At 42.7% G+C, this 21,406-nt stretch carries 23 protein-coding genes and 3 pseudogenes; 5 read left to right on the top strand and 21 right to left on the bottom strand.

The features are described 5' to 3' along the window. Window positions 1-130: 130 nt before the first annotated feature. Together GPK88_RS11210 and GPK88_RS11205 are read right to left on the bottom strand one after the other, a co-directional pair. A complete protein-coding gene (locus GPK88_RS11210; protein WP_195273878.1) occupies window positions 131-511 on the bottom strand; it encodes a mannose-1-phosphate guanylyltransferase in 381 nt (126 codons plus the stop codon). 53 nt (window positions 512-564) lie between these two features. Next, window positions 565-897, bottom strand: a complete 333-nt coding sequence (locus tag GPK88_RS11205; RefSeq protein ID WP_195273880.1) for a DUF3784 domain-containing protein — start codon at window positions 895-897, stop codon at window positions 565-567. Between the two features lie 390 nt (window positions 898-1,287). Here GPK88_RS11205 and GPK88_RS11200 point away from each other — a divergent pair, with 390 nt between their 5' ends. After that, entirely contained in the window at window positions 1,288-1,527 is a 240-nt protein-coding gene (locus GPK88_RS11200) for a DUF6061 family protein (protein ID WP_195567690.1), read from the top strand. 380 nt (window positions 1,528-1,907) lie between these two features. Here GPK88_RS11200 and GPK88_RS11195 read toward each other — a convergent pair whose 3' ends face one another. From GPK88_RS11195 to GPK88_RS11180, 4 genes are read right to left on the bottom strand one after another with little or no spacing between them, the layout of a single operon-like run. Then, complete coding sequence (locus GPK88_RS11195; protein WP_215707811.1) at window positions 1,908-2,204, bottom strand: hypothetical protein; 297 nt, start codon at window positions 2,202-2,204, stop codon at window positions 1,908-1,910. Window positions 2,205-2,208: 4 nt separating this feature from the next. Next, complete coding sequence (locus GPK88_RS11190; RefSeq protein ID WP_215707810.1) at window positions 2,209-2,973, bottom strand: ABC transporter permease; 765 nt, start codon at window positions 2,971-2,973, stop codon at window positions 2,209-2,211. Between the two features lie 16 nt (window positions 2,974-2,989). Further along, window positions 2,990-3,715: an ABC transporter permease gene (locus GPK88_RS11185; protein WP_195567463.1), complete on the bottom strand. Its 726-nt coding sequence runs from the start codon at window positions 3,713-3,715 to the stop codon at window positions 2,990-2,992. Then, the gene (locus GPK88_RS11180; protein WP_118617161.1) at window positions 3,712-4,476 is read right to left on the bottom strand and encodes an ABC transporter ATP-binding protein; all 765 of its coding nucleotides are present in this window, start codon (window positions 4,474-4,476) and stop codon (window positions 3,712-3,714) included. The genes GPK88_RS11185 and GPK88_RS11180 overlap by 4 nt, the downstream gene beginning before the upstream one ends. Before the next feature lie 141 nt (window positions 4,477-4,617). Here GPK88_RS11180 and GPK88_RS11175 point away from each other — a divergent pair, with 141 nt between their 5' ends. Beyond that, complete coding sequence (locus GPK88_RS11175; RefSeq protein ID WP_044961761.1) at window positions 4,618-5,319, top strand: response regulator transcription factor; 702 nt, start codon at window positions 4,618-4,620, stop codon at window positions 5,317-5,319. Window positions 5,320-5,323: 4 nt separating this feature from the next. After that, entirely contained in the window at window positions 5,324-6,688 is a 1,365-nt protein-coding gene (locus tag GPK88_RS11170; RefSeq protein WP_215707809.1) for a sensor histidine kinase, read from the top strand. Window positions 6,689-6,833: 145 nt separating this feature from the next. Here the strand turns inward: GPK88_RS11170 and GPK88_RS11165 are convergent, their stop codons facing one another. The 12 genes and pseudogenes from GPK88_RS11165 to GPK88_RS11115 all read right to left on the bottom strand — a co-directional run. Then, window positions 6,834-7,247 carry a sigma-70 family RNA polymerase sigma factor gene (locus GPK88_RS11165; RefSeq protein WP_044961763.1) on the bottom strand — a complete coding sequence of 138 codons (414 nt, stop codon included), beginning with the start codon at window positions 7,245-7,247 and terminating at the stop codon, window positions 6,834-6,836. A 397-nt stretch (window positions 7,248-7,644) separates the two neighbouring features. After that, on the bottom strand, window positions 7,645-8,106 hold the full coding sequence (locus GPK88_RS11160; RefSeq protein WP_044961764.1) for a flagellar hook-associated protein FlgL: 462 nt from the start codon (window positions 8,104-8,106) through the stop codon (window positions 7,645-7,647). A gap of 5 nt (window positions 8,107-8,111) precedes the next feature. After that, window positions 8,112-8,927, bottom strand: a complete 816-nt coding sequence (locus GPK88_RS11155; RefSeq protein WP_117659145.1) for an ABC transporter permease — start codon at window positions 8,925-8,927, stop codon at window positions 8,112-8,114. Between the two features lie 12 nt (window positions 8,928-8,939). After that, window positions 8,940-9,734, bottom strand: a complete 795-nt coding sequence (locus tag GPK88_RS11150) for an ABC transporter permease (RefSeq protein ID WP_025581211.1) — start codon at window positions 9,732-9,734, stop codon at window positions 8,940-8,942. After that, window positions 9,727-10,653, bottom strand: a complete 927-nt coding sequence (locus GPK88_RS11145; RefSeq protein ID WP_215707808.1) for an ABC transporter ATP-binding protein — start codon at window positions 10,651-10,653, stop codon at window positions 9,727-9,729. Before GPK88_RS11145 ends, GPK88_RS11150 begins: the two co-directional genes overlap by 8 nt. A gap of 216 nt (window positions 10,654-10,869) precedes the next feature. Further along, a complete protein-coding gene (locus GPK88_RS11140) occupies window positions 10,870-11,787 on the bottom strand; it encodes a sensor histidine kinase (RefSeq protein WP_215707807.1) in 918 nt (305 codons plus the stop codon). Window positions 11,788-11,792: 5 nt separating this feature from the next. Next, window positions 11,793-12,485, bottom strand: a complete 693-nt coding sequence (locus tag GPK88_RS11135) for a response regulator transcription factor (RefSeq protein WP_215707806.1) — start codon at window positions 12,483-12,485, stop codon at window positions 11,793-11,795. A 19-nt stretch (window positions 12,486-12,504) separates the two neighbouring features. After that, window positions 12,505-12,771: pseudogene (locus GPK88_RS11130) on the bottom strand (nucleotidyl transferase AbiEii/AbiGii toxin family protein); the annotation flags it as partial. Continuing rightward, window positions 12,772-13,365 carry a type IV toxin-antitoxin system AbiEi family antitoxin domain-containing protein gene (locus GPK88_RS11125; protein ID WP_021651954.1) on the bottom strand — a complete coding sequence of 198 codons (594 nt, stop codon included), beginning with the start codon at window positions 13,363-13,365 and terminating at the stop codon, window positions 12,772-12,774. An 82-nt stretch (window positions 13,366-13,447) separates the two neighbouring features. Next, window positions 13,448-13,534, bottom strand: coding sequence for a DUF6040 family protein (locus tag GPK88_RS19620; RefSeq protein WP_242997104.1), 87 nt, complete (start codon window positions 13,532-13,534; stop codon window positions 13,448-13,450). Window positions 13,535-13,555: 21 nt separating this feature from the next. Continuing rightward, window positions 13,556-14,536 (bottom strand): annotated as a pseudogene (locus GPK88_RS11120) (MobA/MobL family protein); the annotation flags it as partial. Between the two features lie 327 nt (window positions 14,537-14,863). Then, window positions 14,864-15,028: pseudogene (locus GPK88_RS11115) on the bottom strand (relaxasome subunit MobC); the annotation flags it as partial. 633 nt (window positions 15,029-15,661) lie between these two features. Between GPK88_RS11115 and GPK88_RS11110 the strand changes: the two are divergent. Together GPK88_RS11110 and GPK88_RS11105 are read left to right on the top strand one after the other, a co-directional pair. Next, complete coding sequence (locus tag GPK88_RS11110; RefSeq protein WP_243003937.1) at window positions 15,662-15,907, top strand: helix-turn-helix domain-containing protein; 246 nt, start codon at window positions 15,662-15,664, stop codon at window positions 15,905-15,907. Window positions 15,908-15,952: 45 nt separating this feature from the next. Further along, entirely contained in the window at window positions 15,953-16,495 is a 543-nt protein-coding gene (locus GPK88_RS11105; protein ID WP_147603555.1) for an SMI1/KNR4 family protein, read from the top strand. Between the two features lie 239 nt (window positions 16,496-16,734). Here the strand turns inward: GPK88_RS11105 and GPK88_RS11100 are convergent, their stop codons facing one another. The 3 genes from GPK88_RS11100 to GPK88_RS11090 form a co-directional block, all read right to left on the bottom strand. After that, window positions 16,735-18,528: a DUF4209 domain-containing protein gene (locus tag GPK88_RS11100; RefSeq protein ID WP_195567515.1), complete on the bottom strand. Its 1,794-nt coding sequence runs from the start codon at window positions 18,526-18,528 to the stop codon at window positions 16,735-16,737. A gap of 123 nt (window positions 18,529-18,651) precedes the next feature. Next, window positions 18,652-20,034 (bottom strand): DUF6034 family protein, encoded by a 1,383-nt coding sequence (locus tag GPK88_RS11095; protein ID WP_110103124.1) that lies wholly within the window; start codon window positions 20,032-20,034, stop codon window positions 18,652-18,654. 110 nt (window positions 20,035-20,144) lie between these two features. Continuing rightward, entirely contained in the window at window positions 20,145-21,404 is a 1,260-nt protein-coding gene (locus tag GPK88_RS11090; RefSeq protein ID WP_059085799.1) for a sensor histidine kinase, read from the bottom strand. Window positions 21,405-21,406 lie beyond the last annotated feature (2 nt).

The following is a 21,406-nucleotide window of genomic DNA, read 5'->3' as shown; positions in this document are numbered from 1 at the left end:
TATTTTCAATCAATTAAGTATGTGGGCTAACCGTCTATCGGCAGCACACTTTTTCTATAATCATATTAGCACGCATATGTGACAATGTCACAATTTTTTTATTCTCAATATTGCAAGACTGCTGGCATTGCTATTTCTTTTCATTCAATAATTCTTTTACTCTTTTAACCGGAAATCTATCTTCAATATCAACTACTTCAAACAGATTTAATGGCAATTCCTTTTCACCAATCAGGGAAAGGTATTCATTAACAGCTCTACGATCAATCATAATCTTTCCATGTCCTGCCCAATGACGATTGCTCTCTTCCTTTTTCAGTCCGGAAAGCCAATATTTATCACCATTTTCAATATCTATATAATTTGCATAGTTACCGATATTCTTCTGAAAGGCATGGTCATTAAAATAGATTGTTTTCTTACTTTTTGAAGTTTTGACATATCCAATCCATGCCGGACCATCATCAGAATATCCCGTTTTTAATTCAATGTACATCAAATTGTTAATCATTCTTATTCTCTCCTGATTCCAAATTTTGCAACATCTCAACTAACTGGAAGTTATTACTTTCTGCATAGCGTGTTTCCCAAAATGATAATTACCACGACATCAATCAAAATAATCCCCAATGCAATATATACAAAAAATGCAGGCAAAATATTTTCAAGCAAGCCCATAATTAATGCAAGAATTGCTATAATAGACATTCCAATTCCCATTGTTCTGCATAACTTCTTTTCATCATATTTTTCCTTTTCTTCTTTTGTAGCTGTATTATATCCAGAAATAAACCAGCTCCCGCGTCCAGAAAGTAAAGTTATAGAAAGTACAGCAAATATTGCAAAGACAATCCACACTATCCAATCAGAACCTGTTGCTAAATCTGCTAATTTCATCTATATGCTCCTTAAATTCAAGTTTTTCTAAACTCTTCAATTCCATCTTCTTTCCCTTCAAATAAGAAGTATCCCTCGCCCAATGTGCTCGGTCAATTCCGATTGAGATTTCACCTGTTTTAAGAAATTTAATAACTATTATATCTTGTTGTTAAATTCTCCGCAAACCCTTGAAAATACTGAATTTATCACAGGCGAACTTTCCCTTATTGTTTCCCTTGTGTTATATCGTCCCACCAGTGTTTACGAACTCTGATAAGGGAAAATACAAGGGCAAAAAAATTATATAAAATAGTATAACACAAAATAAAACTGACATGGTGAACTGATTGGAATGCTTCTTAATTTTTACAATTAATGATCGATTGAATCATAGGGAGATGGGATACGATGAGAACAATATTTGCAGAATACAATCCACAGTGCAACAGTATTGATGTTTATACCAGTGCCGGCTATATGCTCCGCATTGATTGTTGGGAAGCTGAGAAGGACTTAAAAACCACGCCTGGATCAGACTGTGTATTAAATGAACTTGCTATTAATGAACCACTGGAATATACAAGATTATATCTTGATGAAAATTTGCAAATGTGGGTATATGCAGAAGATTCACTAGATCTTTTTTGATTTTCAAACAAATATAACAATTTAAATCACTATTGGCTACAATATTCCTTGAAAATTCATCATAGGTTTGTGTAGACGTAAAGAAACGGTGGCTCTGATTTCTCAAAGCCGCCGTTTCAAATGGGCGTATCACATTGTCTGCTGTACGACGGCTTTTTTTCTTTTGCCGTCGTCTGGCAGATGGTGTCTGTAGTTAGTTACTTGACTAAGGCTTTAATTTTTCGAATTAAATCAAAATCCGTTTTACAGCAATAGTTACCATAATACAGCTTTGCTTTTTGCTCTAACCTATCGAGATGGAGCAGGCAGTACAAGCTAGCAAAGAAACCGCGATCAGGCAGCATCCAATAAATTTCCCAACTCTACGCATAACCGTTTCCTCACTGAACGAAAGTAAGGAACATGGCAAGCGCAACAATTCCCACCATCAGCAGCAGCCAAAAAACGCTGATTGTAGTTGATACAATATTGATAATGCTGCGGCTTTCCCTGCTCCGCACACATACCACCGAAAGAATCAGACCCAGCAGGACAAAAACGATATTGGCTCCGGCCCAAGCGGTTCGGACTCCATCCAACAGCGAAAAGTGCAGAAGCGATGGGGCAAGAGCCGCCAGCGGTAGGATGCTCACAATGAGCGCAGCGATACTAACTGATTGAAGTTTTTTCTTTTCCATAGTTTTACCTCATTTCGTTTTTCCCAAATTTGGTGACAGCCAGCGCGAAAAACAGGCCAAACACTACAATCGCGCATGGCAGGAACGGAAACACCGAAAAAGCGGCGTCGGAAGTTTCTGCTGTAAAGTCATGGAGAGAGCAGGAAACGAGATAACCGCTGTAACAGTACGGGTAGGCGATCCACAGCGGCGTATTCGCAACCAATACACCGGGAATCACAAGCAGCAGATTTAATCCCACAGAAAGAAGCGGCTTTTCAAACAGCACAGTGATGGCCCACATAGCCGCAATGCACGGCAGCATAGTCAGAAACAGCCCCAAGCACCATTTCAGAAGATATAGGATCGGCAGGGTTCCTGTTACTCCCATTGTCTGTGTCGCAATCAACCCAGCAATTACAAATACGACAAGAAACACCACCATCTCCATAAACAGATAAAAGGTAAGCACACAGAATTTGGCAATGGATAATGTGCAGCGGCTGACCGGCAGCGCCAGCATTTTCAGAATCCCGTTATTTCCTGTTTCTCGTCCTGCGATCATCACGCAAACCACGATCATGCTGAATGGAAGCAGATAGTAGGCGTAAACAAGCGCACTTTGAATAAACATAGCAGGCCACGCATTGGTGTATTCCGGTGTAAAGTAGTTGCTCAAACTCGCAACCCCGGAAACCACCACCAATAAAGGTGCAATGAAAATCAGGGGTACGATTTTGGAGCGTTTTACTTTCATAAACTCGATTTTGAGTAAATCCAAAAAGCTCATTTCTTATTATCCCTCCTTACTCGTAGCGTCTGTACTTCGCCAGCCACAAGCCCACAACAAGGAACAACAGTGTTTCCACTAAAGCGACAAGGGCAACCGTCGAATCAGGCTGGGCGCTCATGGCTACTGCTGGTTTCAGAATAATCACAAAAGGATGCACCAGCAAAAGCGTCAGCCCCGAATTTGCAAGGGCCATACCACTCAGAAAACCGGCAACACCAATTCCAAGCGGCACCCACATATTTTCAAAGCGCGAGGAAATCAACAGCATAAACGACAGTACCGGCATGGATGTGAGAAAAGAGTATCCGGCAAAGCGTACCAGCGTACCCATCTCAAATGCGCCGTCCGGCAAGTCCGTCATTCCAATCTGTGCAAGCGCCAGGTTTTGCAGCACGATTGCAACCAAAAACATGACCGTCAGAATCAGAAATTTGCACAGATACATGGCCGGGACGCTGACGGGAAGCATATACATCTTCTTTACGGCACTTCCCTTAAATTCCATGTTGTAGATCATGCAGGTAGCAACCACGATACCGAACAGATTCAGCACCATAATCATGCCGTAGAGCTGGGTCAACAAGACATCCATCGGGGCCAGCGGCAAATTCAGAAGTGTGTCTTTCCGCACAATGAAATTGACAAATGCGTAGGCGGCTCCCAAGACACCAACGGCCAGCAGCACGGGAATCACGCCGGTTCGCTTTCCTTTCCGAAGTTCGATTGCCAGCGTTTTCATAATTTTGCCCTCTGCTTTCTGTCCATGTTATCTTTCTCAACCATAGAAAGAAACACATCTTCCAGATTGTCCGCAACGAAGCCGGATTGCAGGGCGTATTGACGCAGATCATTCATGCTTCCCTCAAACAGCAGCCGCCCGTGGTTGAGAATCCCAATGTCATCTGCAATCAATTCGATTTCAGACAGCATATGGGACGAGATCAGCACCGTGCAGTCGTAAAGGCTGGGCAAGGATTTTACCAGATTGCGGATTTCGTGGATACCAGACGGGTCAAGACCGTTTGTGGGTTCGTCCAGAATCAGAATCGGCGGACGCCCCAAGAGCGCCCCGGCAAGGCCCAAGCGTTGCTTCATTCCCAGCGAATACTGTTTTGCCAGCCGGTCGCCAAACTCGGTCAGCCCTACCAGTTCCAGAGCATCTTCCACATCAGCTTTCGGCAGTCCCAAAATGCGGCGGATAATGTCAAGATTTTCCCGCCCGGTGAGATTCGCGTAGAAAGACGGCGCTTCGATGAAAGAGCCGATTTCTTTGAGAATGGCAATCCGATCCTGCGGAAACTGTTTCCCATCAATGGTAAAGCTGCCTTTTGTGGGAGCGGTCAACCCCAACAGCATTTTCATGGTAGTGGATTTGCCTGCCCCGTTCGGGCCAAGAAAACCATAAATGCTGCCCTTGCGAATATGAAGCGAAACATGATTGACCGAAGTGAAGTTCTTATATTTCTTGGTCAAATGTTCCGTTGTAATGATATAGTCCATAGAAACATCTCCTTTCGATGCTTCTATGGTACAACTTCAACCTGACATCTACATTCTCCCGTCCTTACTTTTACCTTACTTTTGAGGATGCCCTCCGCAGACTTGAAATCCTATGTTATAATACTTTCGGGAGGTGACGCTATGGACAACTCTTTTCTGCATCGGAAGAAGCTCTTGCTTGTAGACGATGAGCCAGATTTGCTGAAAATGGTATCCGATTTTTTAAGCGATGCTGGTTTTGAAACGGTACTTACTGCCGCAACGGTAAAAGAGGCTATAATAACGGCAGAAAAAGAAAAACCCGACTTGATGGTTTTGGATGTCATGCTGCCAGATGGGGACGGCTTTTCCCTGATGAAGCAGCTCCGCACTTTTACAAATGTGCCAATCATCTTTCTGACCGCAAAAGACGAAGCAGCAGACAAGTTGGCCGGTCTTGGCCTTGGAGCAGACGATTATATTTCAAAGCCGTTTATGCCGCAGGAGCTATTACTGCGTGTCTATGCGGTTTTGCGCCGAACTTATAAAGAGGACAGCCCGCGGGTTTTCCTGGATGGATGTACGATTGATTTTAGCCGGGCAGAGGTCAACAAGGGCGGCGAGATTATCCCCCTGACCGCAAAAGAGCATACCCTGCTGGAAACGCTGGCCCGCAACGAGGGAAAGATCGTTACGGTTGACGCTCTTTGTGAAGCATTATGGGGCGACAATCCTTTCGGCTATGAAAATAGCCTGAATGCCCATGTACGGCGGATTCGGGAAAAAATTGAAGCCGATCCCTCAAAGCCCGTTTCCCTGATTACGATCAAGGGGCTGGGTTATAAACTGATTACAAGGAAGTGACGCCATGAAATCTTTTGGAACCTATATTTCAAAGCACTTGGCGTCTTTCGCTGCATTTCTTTTGATCCTGGTAATTGTCAATGTCGTTCTGTATGGCGTGACTTTCTATCACACAGTTTCAGAGGATTACGGAGAAGCGTCCCCGCGCGCCATGCTTGAGCTGACCTCTACTGCGGCTACCACAGAAGGTTTGCCCGATTACGCAGAGCAGAAATTGCGCCAGTACAATATCTGGGCCATGTATCTAACGTCAACGGGCGAATGCTTCTGGCGGCTCGATGTGCCACAAGAAGTGCCGCAACATTACAGCATTCAAGAGGTAGCTTTATTTTCCAAAGGCTATCTGGAGGATTATCCTGTTTTTGTCTGGAGTACAGAGGATGGATTGTTAGTTTTAGGGTATCCAAAGAATAGCTATATGAAGCTCACCAGCAACTACTATTCCATGGAGACTATTCAGAAAATTCCCCTCTATGTGATAGGAATGTTGGGCATGGATGTGCTGTGCCTGTTTTTGGCCTACTATTTTTCAAAACGCAGGATCATCCAGAACACGGAACCGATTGTAGATGCCATTGAAACATTGGCCGATGGCAAACCCGTTTCTCTCCATATTGATAGAGAGTTATCCGAAATTGCGAACAGCGTAAATAAAGCCTCTCTGATATTAAGCAGGCAAAACGAAGCCAGAGCCAACTGGATCAGCGGGGTCTCTCATGACATCCGCACACCTCTCTCCATGATTATGGGGTATGCGGGCCGTATTGCAGAAAGTAAAGCTGCCAGCAAGAGCATCCGTGAACAGGCGGAAATAGTACGGGAGCAAAGTGTAAAAATCAAAGAGCTGGTGCAGGATTTGAATTTAGTATCGCAGTTGGAATATGAGATGCAGCCGCTTCATAAAGAGATGGTTCGCTTATCCAAACTACTGCGATCCTATGTAGCAGACCTGTTGAATACAGGAATTTCCGATAGCTACAACATCGGAATTAAGATCACTCCTGACGCCGAAAATGCTGTGTTGGAATGTGATGCCAGATTGATTTCGCGAGCTGTAAACAACCTTGTCCAGAACAGCATAAAACACAACCCACAGGGCTGTGAAGTCTGCCTTTCGCTTACAACATCGCAAAACTATCTTATCTTGGCGGTTACGGATAACGGAACGGGTCTGTCTGCTGAAAAGCTGCAAGAGCTGGAAGAAAAACCGCATTATATGGAAAGCACAGATGAGCGGCTTGATTTAAGACATGGGCTTGGATTTCTGATTGTCCAACAAGTCGCCATAGCTCATAACGGCAATTTCAAACTTACTAATGTTTTCCCGAAAGGGTGTGAAGCTGCTTTAATATTCCCGTATATTGGATAAACAGGCAAGTACAAATCTATAAGAAAACGCCAGATGCAGAGGTGATACGCCCCTGGATCTGGCGTTTTCTTAATAAGCGCACTTCAAATCGGTATAACCTTCTTATTAACACTGACAAAAAACAGGCGCATCAAATGAAACTTTATCAAAAATATTTTCCGAGCTGTTTTAAGCCACGCCGGATACTGTCTCGGACACGGCTTGGGTCTACACCTTCTACTTCGGCAATTTCGTTTACCGTCATTCCCAGGTAGTATCGGGCATAAATCCGCTTGGCCTGCTTCTCCGGCAGAGCCATCACTGCGATGTAGAGCTGCTCCCGCAGCTGCTTTTCCTCCAGGAGCATTTCCGGCGTCTGGGGCTTCATCAGGATCGCATTTTCAATGCCATTCTCACAATCCAGAGAGTAATGCGCCTTATAATGATACATCCTCCGATCATAGGCAGCTTCTGCACGCTCAGAATCTCTGATCGTCTCCAGCACATCTTCTGTTACTTCTACAAAGTGATCGGTTTTATAAACATCGGGATACAGATCCCGGAGATTGACTTTCTTCATTATGTACCTCCATTTCGATTCACGGGTGGTTAAAGGGTGAACCGAACAGAGATGGGGAACGGTAGCAGCAGACAACTGGAGTATCTCCGAAATAATGGCACCAAGAACAGCCATTATTGTACTGAATTACACGGAACGATAATGCCGATGCAATGTTATACGTGCCCGGGAGGAGCAATGCTTTTTTAACTGATGTAGATCATGCGAGCTTTGAAAAAGCAAACGAGACACGGCAAAATAACCTCCAATCGGCTACCGTGTCCCTGCAAGTCGTCATAGGATTGTGTAAACGCAAAGAAACGGCGGCTCTGAAAATCAAAGCCGCCGTTTCAAATGGGCGTGTCAAATTGTCTGCTCTACGACGGCTTTTTTTCTTTTGCCGTCGTCCGGCAGAGTATTATTCAATATTTAATTCAATGTTTCCAGTGAAATTCTCACATTCAATGCCAATATAATTTCCACCATCAGGAAGTGTAATTGTGTCACTATATGTTCCGGTTGTTTCAAACAAAGTGACTGCTTCATCAGCTCCAGAAATCCAAAATACTTTTGCAGTTCCCTCCGTAACCTCCAGCGCGCAGTCAATAGACAGATCCTTACCAGCTTCACGCTTTATGGAAGTTCCGCCGAACAAATACTCTGTATCTGAAAAATCCTCATAGTTGGCTGTATAGCTTCCTGTATAATCATCAATTCCTTTTTCTTTCGTACCTTGTAAGGATGAATTTCCGGTAAGCGCTATGGAACCAGCAGACTGAACAATATTGTTATACTGATCGAGAAATTCGTCTTTTGTACAACCTGAAAGCACAGAAGCACCCAATAGTATCAGGCATAATGATAAAACTATTTTCTTCACAGCTATCACCTTCCTTTCCTGCGTACAGCACGCTTTCCTTTTCCCTTGGCATTTGCCTGTTTACGGGATTTCATTTCTTTTTTGTTACTGGACATCAGTAACAACAGCACCGCCCAGAGAACCATGATGCCAACCCCAATGACCGCTAACAAAGGGGTTGAGGATGTGGTTGTTCCGGCATATTCACTCATGTCAAATCCCACTAAAATCAGCGCAGCAGAGAACGGATAGATGCTGGCAAGGATACCACTTTTGAAAAACAACATGCTGTATCCAAGGAAGAACGCCAGAATGGAACCGCCCAGATATGCCCCTCGGATCTGCCCAAAAATCAGGATCAGCGGCATACAGACCAAATAGGTCGTCAGAGCCGCTAACACGATCTGCGTACCTCCATGAAAAAACACTTCCGCTGTCAGTCCCGATAATCCAACCGTCAATCCAGTAATCAAGGTAATGCCAACGCTGTATATTCCCAGCAGAACTGCAAGCATACCGACTAAAAGTAACTTAGCTCCCAACATTTTCGGCATAGAAACAGGAATTGTCATGATGTTTTTCAGTGTATCATGAGTGGATTCTCTGTCTATAAGCCATCCTCCGATCATTACCAGTGAAATTGGAAGGAATATTTGAGTGTTTCCCCAAACAACATTTTCAAATAGTGCAGAAAAATCATAATTTGGATTTCGGTACTCTGCCTCCACAATCAACTGACTTCCATACTGAACCAAAGGACAGAGTGCAAGCGCCACCAGCCCTACCAAAAGAATCTGGCACCGGCGCAGTTTCAGTAATTCCGATTTTAATAAGTTCCACATAGTCACACCCCCTTAGATTTCCTGTCGCCGGTAAACAAATGCAATCAGCGCAAGAAATACAATGGCTTCCACAATAATCACACCGAATACCTGAACACCATTCAGAAAATACGGACTGACCCGTTCCAACAAATCTGCTAACTCCGCACTGGTCTGGCTTTGGTCATAAAATTGGAATGTCCAGCGGAAGGCCAGCGGCCCCGGAAACAGGGTTCCTATGTTCAAACCAAAAGGCTGTGTGAGAAACATATCGTTCGTGGAAAGGATAGAATTCGCAATCGTATAGAAAAAGGTAATCACGACAGACACGATATAGTTTTTATTAAGAAGAACAACGAGCAGAATACAGGGAAGTGCGCCCACCCACATAATCAGCCCTTCTTCAATTCCAACGCCAAACAAGGTCCAAAATCCAACCGGTTCCCAACCCTGAAACAACAAAACCGCAAGATTTACCAATCCTCCAACTGCCATAAAGCCAACGGCAAACAACAGTAAAACCAGCATCTTGGACAGCACCAGCTTGGTTCTATTTACCGGTACGGTAACAAGGTTTTTCAGTGTGTCATTATCAAATTCCTCAAACAACAGATTCGAAGCCAGTATCACAAGAAGCGGCATCAAAAGCAAATATGCACTAAGCTGGAATAGGCTGGACATCACTCCATTTACAGCATCCACATCAGTGTTTACATCTGCCAGAAAGAAAGCATAAGCCAATGGCATGAAAACAGAAAGCAGTAGGGAAATAAATACCAATGGCTTCCGTTTTAATTTCAAAAATTCGCATTTGATTAGTTTAAGCAATTCCTTCTCCCCCTGTCACACGCTTGAAGTAATCTTCAAGACTTTCTTCACAAGTATGCACCTCCGATACCTCCAATCCGTTTTCTACAAAGGCAGTTACAATTTTCCCCACAGGCAGATCCAGGTTGTGCAGACGCAGATTGTGGTCGTCCTGTATGGAGAAATGGTTTTCATGGAAATTGCGTTCCAAAATTCTTGCCGCCTGTGCAGTATCAGAGAGCGTAAAACGGATATGCTTACTGCTTTTTTGCTCCAGCTCAGCAAGGCTTTCTTCTTCCAGCAACGCGCCGTGGTCGATAATTCCAATATCGTCAGCCAGCAAGGAAATCTCTGAAAGAATGTGACTGGAAATCAAAATAGTTTTTCCTCTTGCGTCGCAAAGCTCTCGAATAAAGGATCGTACTTCTGCAATACCGATGGGATCGAGACCGTTGATCGGCTCATCCAAAATCAAAAGTTCCGGATCGTGCATAACGGCAAGGGCGATGGCAAGCCGCTGCTTCATACCAAGAGAATACTGTGAAAAGAGCTTTTTATCTTTGTAGGGCAGTCCTACCAGATCCAGAGCATCTTTGATAGCATGATTGTTTGGTACGCCCCGCAGAGTAGCAAAGATACGCAGGTTCTCTGTGCCGGTCAGATTGGGATAAAAACCGGGGGACTCAATCAGGCTTCCGATACGGGGCAGCAACTTCTTTTCATTCCCTTGCAAAGACTTTCCCCAGATTTTGACCTCCCCGGAAGTCGGCTTCGTTAAGCCCAACAGTATTTTCATGGTAGTGGTTTTTCCGGCTCCGTTTCTGCCCAGCAGACCGTAAATTTTCCCACGCTTCACATGGATGTTTAAGTCAGCCACACTCTTTTGTGAGCCGTATTGCTTCGTCAGATTTTTTGTTTCAATGATATAATTTGTATCCATATTCAAAACCTCCTGTTCTGTAAGGTATTCTATCATGCCAACCTTGCATTAACCTTGCCGCAACCTTGCATTAACCTTGCAATTAAGGAATGAATTGCAATGCAAATCCTATTCCGCTACTTCTCAATCCGTTTGGGGATTGAGAAGGTTCCCATGCCATTTTCTAAAAGACTTCTGAAAATAAGTAAGGCTCCCGCCATAAAGACGGGAACCCGCTTAAATTTCCAAAGGAAAAAGCAAAGTAAATTCCGTTCCTTTTCCCGGTACACTTTCAACTGTTATGCTCCCACCCATCTTTTCTACAAGCTGATGGACAATAGAAAGACCAAGACCGCTGCCTTTGTCAGACCGTCCTTTGTCACACTTATAGAGCCGTTCAAAAATGTGTTTCAAATCTTCCTTCTCAATTCCCACTCCATTATCCGCAAGCAGCAGCTCCATGTTATTTTCCTTCTTTGACAGGGCAATTTTGATTTTGTCTGCATGGCTGTGAGCGATTACATTTTGAATGAGATTATTGACGATCCTCATATAGCTGTCCATATCCAATCTTACCCGGATAGGATGTTCGGGAATATCAATGTCATACTCAACCTGTTTATCTTCAAAAATCGGTATCCAGTCGATTAGGATATTTCTTGTCAGCTCTGCAGCTTCAACGCTCTGGATCTCCAAAGCAAACTCGTTAGAATTTAACTTGAACCAGTCAAAGAGTACATCAATATATTCTTTCAGATCATGGGCTTTCCGGCGGGCGGTTTCAATATAATCATCCCGGTCTTTTCCTGTGACCAGTCCTTTGTGTGCAGCGTCAAGATACCCAATCAGAGTAGTAAGGGGCGTTCGCACATCATGGGAAAGGCTCGTCATAAGCTGGCGGTTGGTTTCTTCCGTCTGCCGTACAGTTGAAAGTCTGCTTTCATAGGCCACAACGATCTCGTTGATTTCATAAGCAAGAGGCGCAGTCAGTTCATTTGTTGCAGATAGAATACGCCGGTTGCCATTTCCGTTTTTCACATCAACCAGCACATCGGCCATTTCTGCTATTTGTTTTTTTACACGCTGAACGAGAACGATGGAAGTCAATACAGCTACAACAGCAATCACAATGGACAAGAATACAAGGATTTCCATACTGACTACACCTCCTTATTAAACCGGTAGCCAATCCCTTTGACCGTTTGTATATACTTTGGGCTTGAAGGATTGACTTCTAATTTTTTACGAAGCCGACTGATAATCGCCATAATGTTACTGTCATCATAGAAATATTCTTCGCCCCAAACTTCCTCATAAATCTGTTGTTTTGTCAAAATTTTTCCTTGATGCTTTGCACAGTACAGGAGTAAATCAAATTCCTTTGGGGGCAGTTCAAAAGTGCCGTTTGATGTAGTAACAGAACGATTTTCAAGGTCAATCTGCAGTCCGTTAAAATTTAGCTTTTGTATGGCTCCGGCTTGCTGATTAAAACGGGTGTAGCGGCGTATAAGAGACGCAATACGGGCAATCAGTTCATCCATATCAAACGGTTTTGTAAGATAATCGTCAGCTCCGGCCCGTAAGCCTCGTACTTTAGAAATGCTGTCATTTTTAGATGTAAACATCAAAATCGGTAAGCTGTACTCCTTGCGAATTTCTTCCAGCGTTTCAAAACCATCCATGCCGGGCATCATCACATCCAGCACCACAAGCTGATATTCGTGCTCTCTTAATTTTTGTAAGCCCTCTTTTCCGGTATTACAAAAATCAGCTTCTATGTTTTCTGCTTGTACGCTACGTTTAATCAATTCACACAGTGTTTTGTCATCATCTATAATTAAAATCCTATTCATGATGCAACTCCTTCCTTTGGGATATAATCATTTCTACATCCTCCACACTAACATTAGTGCCTTTTATGGTAGCATCCAAATCCATAGTAGCTCTGGCATCCAGACCAACCATTGCCGCCACCAGCATTCCACCTTTTAATATAAACTGGTTTTTATACTCTGATAAAGAAATTCGTTCTAAAAAACGTTCCATCATATAATTCCGCATCAAAATCTGTGCATCTGCGGATTTTTTATTTGACAGATTACGAACCAAATCCTTTAATTGTCTTGCCGTTGTTATCATCTAAAGTAACACCTCCAAATATGGTCTTAGTATCTTTTCAACATGAAACATAGCTGCGTATTTCATAAGCATCCGTAAGTTTTTATCCTTACGTTTCGCATATTGCTTTAATGCATCTTGGAATACCTGCATTTCAATATTTTTCCTGCTGCGAAGCAGATCGCAAATCGTTCTCTCCATATCATAAACCGGAACTGAATGTCCAAATGATGTCAGCATAGTTGTGATCCCTATTTCATGTAAATCCTTTTTTACTGTATACACTTGAAAACCGTCTTCCTGCAAACGGCTTGGATTATATCCAGTTCTTACTGTTATGGTGTATTTCAAAGGCTCTCTGTCCGTTAAATCATGAAAAAACGATGCAGTTTCATGAGAAAATACAGCTTGACCACAACGCAAATGCAAAAGGAACATCGCATCTGTCCACGTATCAGGTGATACATACACACCATGAGAAGCTTGCTCTAATCCTCGTTCCTTCACATAGGCATAAAACACAGACTTACTAATTCCATTATTTAGGACTTGAAATGTCTGAATTGTCCCTCCACATTCACGCAATAACAAATCTAATTTTTCAAATTGAGTCATATAGGTTCTCCTTTCATGCTAATATGATAATATATATTAGCATGAAAGTAAATATAAATAACGCAAATGAACAAATTAGATTTTAAAAATATCCCCGTTCTTCCTGCCAGTCTTTCACATAACATCGGATTCCAATATAAATAACATGTGATAGTAATAGGAATACCATGAGATTTATCGGAATAGCGTTTTTAATGATCTGGTTTTCCTCCACTTTCCATGAAGCGGAGGATGTCTGTCCGTTTTGAAATTTCTCATCAATTTTTCTGGCATCCGCACCCTCATGGATCGTTGGTATCTCAAATTTTCCCTGCCTTGCATAAGAACGGTGGTCAATGTGATTTTCCACTTTCAAATGAGCATTACATACATTCGCCCATTCACTCCGCCACAGTTCACAATTTTTCGGATTGTTCCACCCGGTAGCATCGGTTAATACACGTTTCCACTGTTTACGGTTCCTTGCACCGACTTTCTGATTGCCATTTTCGTCCAATACCGGGATTCGGATTCCATGACGGTCAGGGTTCTTTTTATCCTGCCACCAGTCCGAATGGGATTCATCCACCACAATATTTCCATTTTCATCTCTGACAAAATCCCAGTCCTTGACTTCTTTGTTTCCCCATGAATGGTCTGGATTGAATGATCGCATCGTCACAAGTAAATGCACATGAGGATTCCCATCGCCTTTATCGTGGATGCTCCAGTCCGCACACATTCCCTTATCTACAAAGGTCTTTTGAATATATTCAGTTGTATAATCAATCTGTTCCTGTCGGCTCCATTCTTTCGGAAGTGAGAACTCAAATGACCTGCCGAGTTGTGCATCCGAGGTCTTCTCAATCTTCAAAACTTCATTCCACAAACGCTGTTTCTGAAAAGTGAGTTTAAATTTTTCCAGTGCGGCATCTTTGTTATCTGCTCTTTTATATCGGACAGATTTCTGGAACCGTCTGATATTTTCAGCAGGTACATTCAGCCATTCCTGTGGTGCATTTTCACACATCAACAGGTTGGTATAAACAACTTCTCTTTTGGAAGTGTAATAACTGATCCTGCCTGTTTCTTCATTTTTCATCACATCGCCATTGAGATAAGCAGATGCCGATATGATGGATTTTCCTTTGCTGCGTCCAACAATCTTTACTGTATAATGAAAAAATGCCATGATCCGTTTCCTCCTTTCTGCCGTATCCGGCTTTGATTTCCGGCAGGTAACGTTTTCCTAAAAGAAAAAGGTATCTGCCGGAACGCCCTCTGCATAAGAGTGCCCTGTGCATAACAGCCTGCATGGAATGCGCCCCTCTGGCGAAGAGTGCCTCCTACGGCATGAGCAGGTCTGCATGAAATGCCCGCCGACGGAACGAGCCCGGCAAGCGTGAGCGCAGACCGGTTGCCACTTGTGGCAAACTTATACGGACGACCTCTGGTTGTCCATAAATGCGCCCTTCATAAAAAAACAATGAAGGGAATGGAAAACCCACTCCCTCCGGCATTACACTTCCTCCGTATTTGCAACTGGCTCTTTCTGCATTGCCTTTGAGAAAAACTTTCCGTTTGCTTCCTGCCTTTTTAAGAAGCCAATCAGCTTCGGGATATCTTCTTCCTCAATTGCAGAACCCAGCACCGATTCCACCGCACCGCCAATCTGGCAGAGCCTGGTTATGCTGTTAATAAAATCGGAGACTTTTGTGTCACTGTAGATTTTCATCCGGTCTGTAAATAATGGGTGGTTATACGCATAATCGGGATAATACTGTCCGGCATTGTTTTCTGCAATGATGGAATACACTGCCAAGTCCAGAAACAAACCGCTGTTCTTTCCAATGATATCTCCCAGCATTTCATCCAGGTGATACTCCGCTATAATCTTACGCAGTACAAAATAGGTACCAGCTCTGAGACACCCACTCCTGTAAGCACTGCCTTTTGTTTCCGGCAGTTCCTCAGCCGGGAAAAATTTCAAAAAGTTGGTGTTCGGATACATCAGCTCCGAATCATCCTCTGTACACTTTCCAATCGTCGTGTTCTTAGGGACAGTATACCCTTTTTTTGTATTGTAATTATGTTCATATGCATAGTAAATGTAAGTGGTTCCCTTAATTTTTTTACGAGTAATGCCAGCTGATTCAGTTGGTATTTTTACTTGAAAATCGAGATACATGGCGCCGCCTTTCGAGAGTTAATTATTACGGAAGTTCACATTTCTAGTATAACGTAAATTAAATAGCTACTATATATTTTGAGGATAATGTGTGGTATAATAGTGTTATCTAAGAAAGGGATGAACGCTATGAGAAGAACATATCTTACTCTGTCAGAGGAAGACAAAGATTACCTTAAAACATTATCAAAAAAAAGAACAATTCAGGCACAAATTGTAGATCGTGCCAAAATTTTATTATATAAATCTGATGGCATGACTTTCAATGATATCGCTGAAAAACTTGCCGTTAGTTCAGCAACCGTACGGCTTTGTGTTTCTAAATATTACGAGGGCGGTATTGAATTTAATGCCTGTCAAAACCGAAAGCCATAGAGCAATAACTTCTTGGTTTAGAAATTATTAAGGAGAGAGTACATAATGGAAGATGTAAATGCAATACACAGAATTTTCAAAAATTTAAAATATGAGATGGATAATAATGGTTGGGTCTATCAATGGCATTTAGGTGATGAGCCTATAAAAGTAACTCATAAATTTTACCCACCTGTATCCTCCGAAGAAATTCAGTTATTTGAAAAATATTTTCCCAACATGAAACTTCCCGCTTCGTATAAAGCCTTTTTATCTTGTTCAAATGGAATGGAGCTTTTTTGTGGAGAAGAGGGTAGTTCTCTAGTCAGCTGTACCATCTACTCTTTAAAAGAAGCTCTTAATCAAAAAGAGGTTTGGAATAATACACCCATTTTATCTGATCCAGAATTCACCTATCATCTTCCCATTCTTTTTCTGCAAGATATAGGTGATATAACCATGGATTTACAAGCTGTATTAGAAGGTAGAGACGATTATTTATGTTATCCAGCTCCTGACACCGATCGTTTTAACCTTCCTTTTAATGAGTGGTTGGAGCGCTATATTGTATGCCAGGGACATGAATTTTGGTTTTTCTTAAATCCGTAACTACCAAAATACTTTCTCTCTATTTTTATAAAAAAAATATATGCTTATGAAAAACACTCTGACTACTAAGTTGGAGTGTTTTTATAATTCATATTATATTTATAGATTTACTCTCAGTGCTACACATTCCGGGGGTTGAGGCCGTCCCCAAAGTGCGTTTTGATGTCCAAACGCTATGCTTGCCAGATACTTCCGAACACTTTTTAAGGAAACCATACCATCCGTCCAACCATTTTATATTAATTCTCATCCATATTATCTTTCTTCTCCATCAGCTGTTTCAGCTTTTTATTTATTTTACTTCTATTCTCTTCCTGTAATTTTCCGCAGAATAGATAGCAAAATTTCAGTGCAAACCACCAGATATACAAAGCCTTAAAGCTCTGGAATGCCTGATCATCCAGCATTCCATGTGCCACATTGTTGCGCATGTTAAATCCAAATTTTGAACAAAAAATCGTATTTAAAGCAAATATAAGGTCTTCATCCAGACTTTCTTTTACTCCTTCCAATTCTAAGACAGCGTGCATTGATTTTATTTCTTCAATCCCTTCTTCATTCATGTTATAAACAGGTTCTCCACATTCCACTGCCAGATATCTTACTGCATTTTCTATCTGTGGAATCAGGATACTGAGCGCCGTCAAGAAATCTCCAGAAAAGCCAAACATGAGACCCTTGGTATACGATTCTTTTCTCCCCTCCGGAATCGCACAACTTACATCTACAATCTTTTTTATATCACTCTCTTCGATCAAAAATCTGGAACGAATATATTCAAACGTATTGCTCACCAGGATCTGTGCAAAATAATCCATCTCCATGGTTGCTGTCCGCTCCATATTATCCTTAAGCGCACCTTCATCGATTGTTCCATCGGGCTTTTTCACAGGCCCGCTTTTAGCAATTAATTTTCCTCCTTTTCCAAGGATTGCCGCTGGAAATATCGTGTGCAGGATCCCAGTCCTATTTAATACCTGATTCTTTACCCTTTCTCTTTCCGGAATCGGAATAAATGAAGCAAAATAACATAATGCCTCTTCTTTATCAAGATCTTCCAGTTGGCGGAACAGTTCTTTTACAATGCCGCTGGCATCCTGTTTATCACTCCATACCATCATCTCCGAAAGGGAAGCTTCTTCTATCTGTGCTATTTCCTGCAACAGTGCCTTTCTTTCTTCTTCCGTACCTTGTATGGTCTTTAACAACTGAATAACCTCTTTCAAATTGTGAATCTTTCTCATTAAATTTCCTTTGGAAGAGGCCCCGGCATATTCAGCCTCCATCCGGACAGCCTGAATCTTACGTCTTCGTATCGCAATCAGTTTAGGTTCAGTAATACACTTTTTCTTCAGCCAGTTATTTTTTCTGCAATAGAGTTCTTCCAACAGATCACAAAACTTACCAATGAGCAGTGCATCGCAGCTATTATCATCGTAAGTTTTCAAGATATTTTCCACATAAGGGATCAGATATCCTGTATCCACTTTTTCCTCCATGGCAGTTTTTATCAAATATCCAATTTTTGCGTGGCTGCTGTTATCATACTCTTCTAATACTTTTATCAGCAGATTCTTTCGCACCTCTTCATTGATTTCCTTGCTTCGGATTTTTTTAGAGATAAACAAGATCCGGTTTATAGCCATGATATGATCTGCAAATGCACCGGTGTTCTTCAAGTGTTCGCAATAAGCCGTTTCTGCTATTTTAGCATTTGAAAAATCATTTTCCACAACCCATAAAAAATCCGATATCTTTGCCTTGTTGATCGGTGCGATGGGATAGCTTCGGATTTCCTCCAGCAATGCCTGATACTCTTCTCTATTTATATCTTTCCGATTCCAAATGCTGCGGGCATAGGAAAACGGTACGTCTTTAGGCGTATCAATCCATCGTTCCACAATAATATCCACCAGAAGATTCCTGAATTCCCCATCCATCGTTCCGCAGAAATCTGTCAGTGCTTTCTCTGCCGTTTGAAAATTAGGTCCTTTTAAAATCTCTGCGATCCGCTCTGCCATTTTTTCTGCCATACATATTCCTCCAACCTTTTTCTATAGGAAAAGTATAACGTATTTTTCTTTTTCCTGTAAAGCAGAAAGACCTGAAATTCCAGGTCTTTCTGTCATCATTGATTAGAAATTGAAATTGACACTCTATTTTATATCCTTGGAACCCATAGAAGCCGCCCATCCAGCCTGAATCCTTTGTATTACGCTTCCATCCCGTGCATCAATCGTAAGGAGTGGAACACCTGCATCATCCATCGTCACGTCTCCCATGACCGGTCCATCCTCCCCATTTCCGTACTCATACTCTGGCTCTTTGGATGTCCAGGTTCCATAAAAATCCCACACCGGGATCAGGACTGCTTCGGTATCGCTGCCTTCACTGTCTGGCATGCACATATAACCCAGCTGTACCTTTGTTATGGCTATCTCCGCACTCTGTGCATCAATGGACGGATAACGGTAGTGGCTTCCTCCATCGACAGAGATCAGCCGATTCTTGTCTTCTGTCATGACCTGCAAAGTGATCGTTTTTTCAAAGATATCCTTGACCTCATCAAAAGGAAGTAAGAACAGCCTCTCATCGGAAGCATTCGATGCTTCTATGGGATTTCGGTGCAGAAAACTTTGAAGTGTCCCACTGCAAAAGTCCATCGTCAGTACTTCATTTTCCCATCCTTCAGACTGTCCTTCATGAAGGGTTCCATCTTCGTTTTCCCATTCAAGAGCCTGTTCATTAACAGGCAGAGAGGTTTCCCTCACATAATTAACCGGAACCCCGTCTATCATCCGTTCAAAAATGAAATCATCTTTTTCCAGGGTAGTGCTTCCTTCAGTAAGTGCTTTTGAGGAACTTTCAAATATCTCCCAGTCTCCGGACACAAGACCTGAAACCTTCTCCTTTGCTTCCTTTTCAGACACTTTCCCGCTTCCTGCCTTTATATAATTTTGAAAGCGTTCTTCCCTTTCTTTTTTCTCGCTCGATTCCAGGGTCATGTCTCCACAATCGTCAAAGATAAACTTCGCTATCCCACATCCGAGTTCCTCCACATCCGATACCTGTTCACTCTGTGTATAAGAATACCGATAGGTCAGTCCATCTACTGTATATGTCCCCGCCTGTTCGTTCTCATTCTTCTCTTCCTGCATGGGCTGTCCTTTTCCGAATGTGTCTTTTATTTTATTCTGTTCTTCTTCAGGAATCGCCAATCTTTTTACTTTTTTTAAACAGATTGCATCTACATCCGGCACTTTTACCGGTGCATCCGCTGTCAGGGTAAAATTCATTGGGGTTTCTTTATCCTCCCGGTCCGCTGATCTTAGATCTGCCTGGATCGTTGTCTGGTATATTTCCGGTGCCTGTACCTGTTCGGCAACGGTTTTCTGAACTGTCTCCTTTTTCTCTTCTTTTTTCTGTTCTGTCTGATCCTTTTCTTCCACAACAGCAGACTGGACAATACGGTCACATCCGGATAATGTCAAAAGATTCATACACAGAACGGCTCCCATAAACATTTTTATTTTCTTCATCCTTTTTCCATCCTTTCCTTTCGGTATTAAAAAAGGTACCCTTTTCTTATGAGAAAAGAGTACCATATTGCTTTGCCGATGTATTCATTAAGATGTAAACAAATTGTAAATCAGAAGATGGCTCTTACCGTGGTCCCCTCTCTCTGTCTGCTTTCGATTTTCAAGCATCCGCCATGGATTTCAGCCACCTTCACACAGAGTGCCAGCCCAAGTCCGGATCCGCCTTCTTTTCGACTTCGTGATTTGTCCACCATATAGAATGCATCTGTGATCTTTCCCAGTTCTTCCTCCGGGATCCCCATTCCGGTATCCGACACCTCAAAGATCTTTTTTCCAGCTTTCTCATAAGCCTTTACCCAAATGCTTCCACCGGCATCCGTAGCCTTTAGGGCATTGTCGATCAGGTTTATCAGAAGGCTTTCCATCAAGGCCGGATCCATTTTCATGGAAAAGGCTTCACATTCCATCTTGAGGTGTACCGCTTTCTTTTCTGCCTGTTCTTTTTCCATGTCTATGACATGGTTTAAAAGGTCACCTGCCATGGTCATTTCCATCTGTATGGCATGGTTCTGATAAAGCCCCAGCATCTGCAGCATCTTCCCAGAAAGAGCCTCCAGGCGTTTTCCCTCCCGGTTGATATGTTCCAGTGCCCGGTCTTTCTGTTCGTCTTTCAGCTTTACATGGCGCAGGGTATCCGAATACCCGATAATGGACGTTAACGGGGTACGCATTTCATGGGAAAGTGCCCCCATGAGCAGCTCCTGTTTCTCTGCCACTTCCTGTAGCTTCTCCATCTGTTCCACAGTTCTTCGCATCATCATATAAATAAAAAGGCCGGCGATCAGGAACACAGCCAGATAAATTCCAAAAAACCAGACAGCGGTCTGTCTCAGCTCTGCAAAAAGCCCTGTGACTTCCCGGACAGAGAGGACTTCGTATCCTTCCGGTCTGGATAATGGTTCCAGCTGGAGAAGGAGGTATTTCTGTCCCAGTTTCTGTATCTTGTAGGCATACGGATCTCCTTCATCCTTTAAGCCTAAGTTTTCGAGCCCCACCACTTTATAATCTGTCAGGTTTTCAATGACGGCATTGCTTTTTCGGTCGATCAGGGCCATGCCTTCCCCACAGCATCGCTGGAACTGAAAGCCCATATAAGCCTGCTTTCCAGTCTCGGACATCTGCTCATATTTGCTGTTATCCCAAAATTGTTCCAGGAGTATCTTACCATTTTCCAGCTGTCTTCCGTAGGTCTCTGCAGCATTATTGAGGCTTCGTTTTCCTGTGATATAAAGACTTAGCGTTCCCACTGGAATCAGGGCACATAATAGCGTTACCAGCATAAGAAGTACCGTTCGTTTCCACAGCTTCATCC

Source organism: Blautia sp. MCC269 (assembly GCF_018785655.1).
Lineage (GTDB): Bacteria > Bacillota > Clostridia > Lachnospirales > Lachnospiraceae > Blautia_A.
This window is presented reverse-complemented; position numbering and strand designations above follow the sequence as displayed.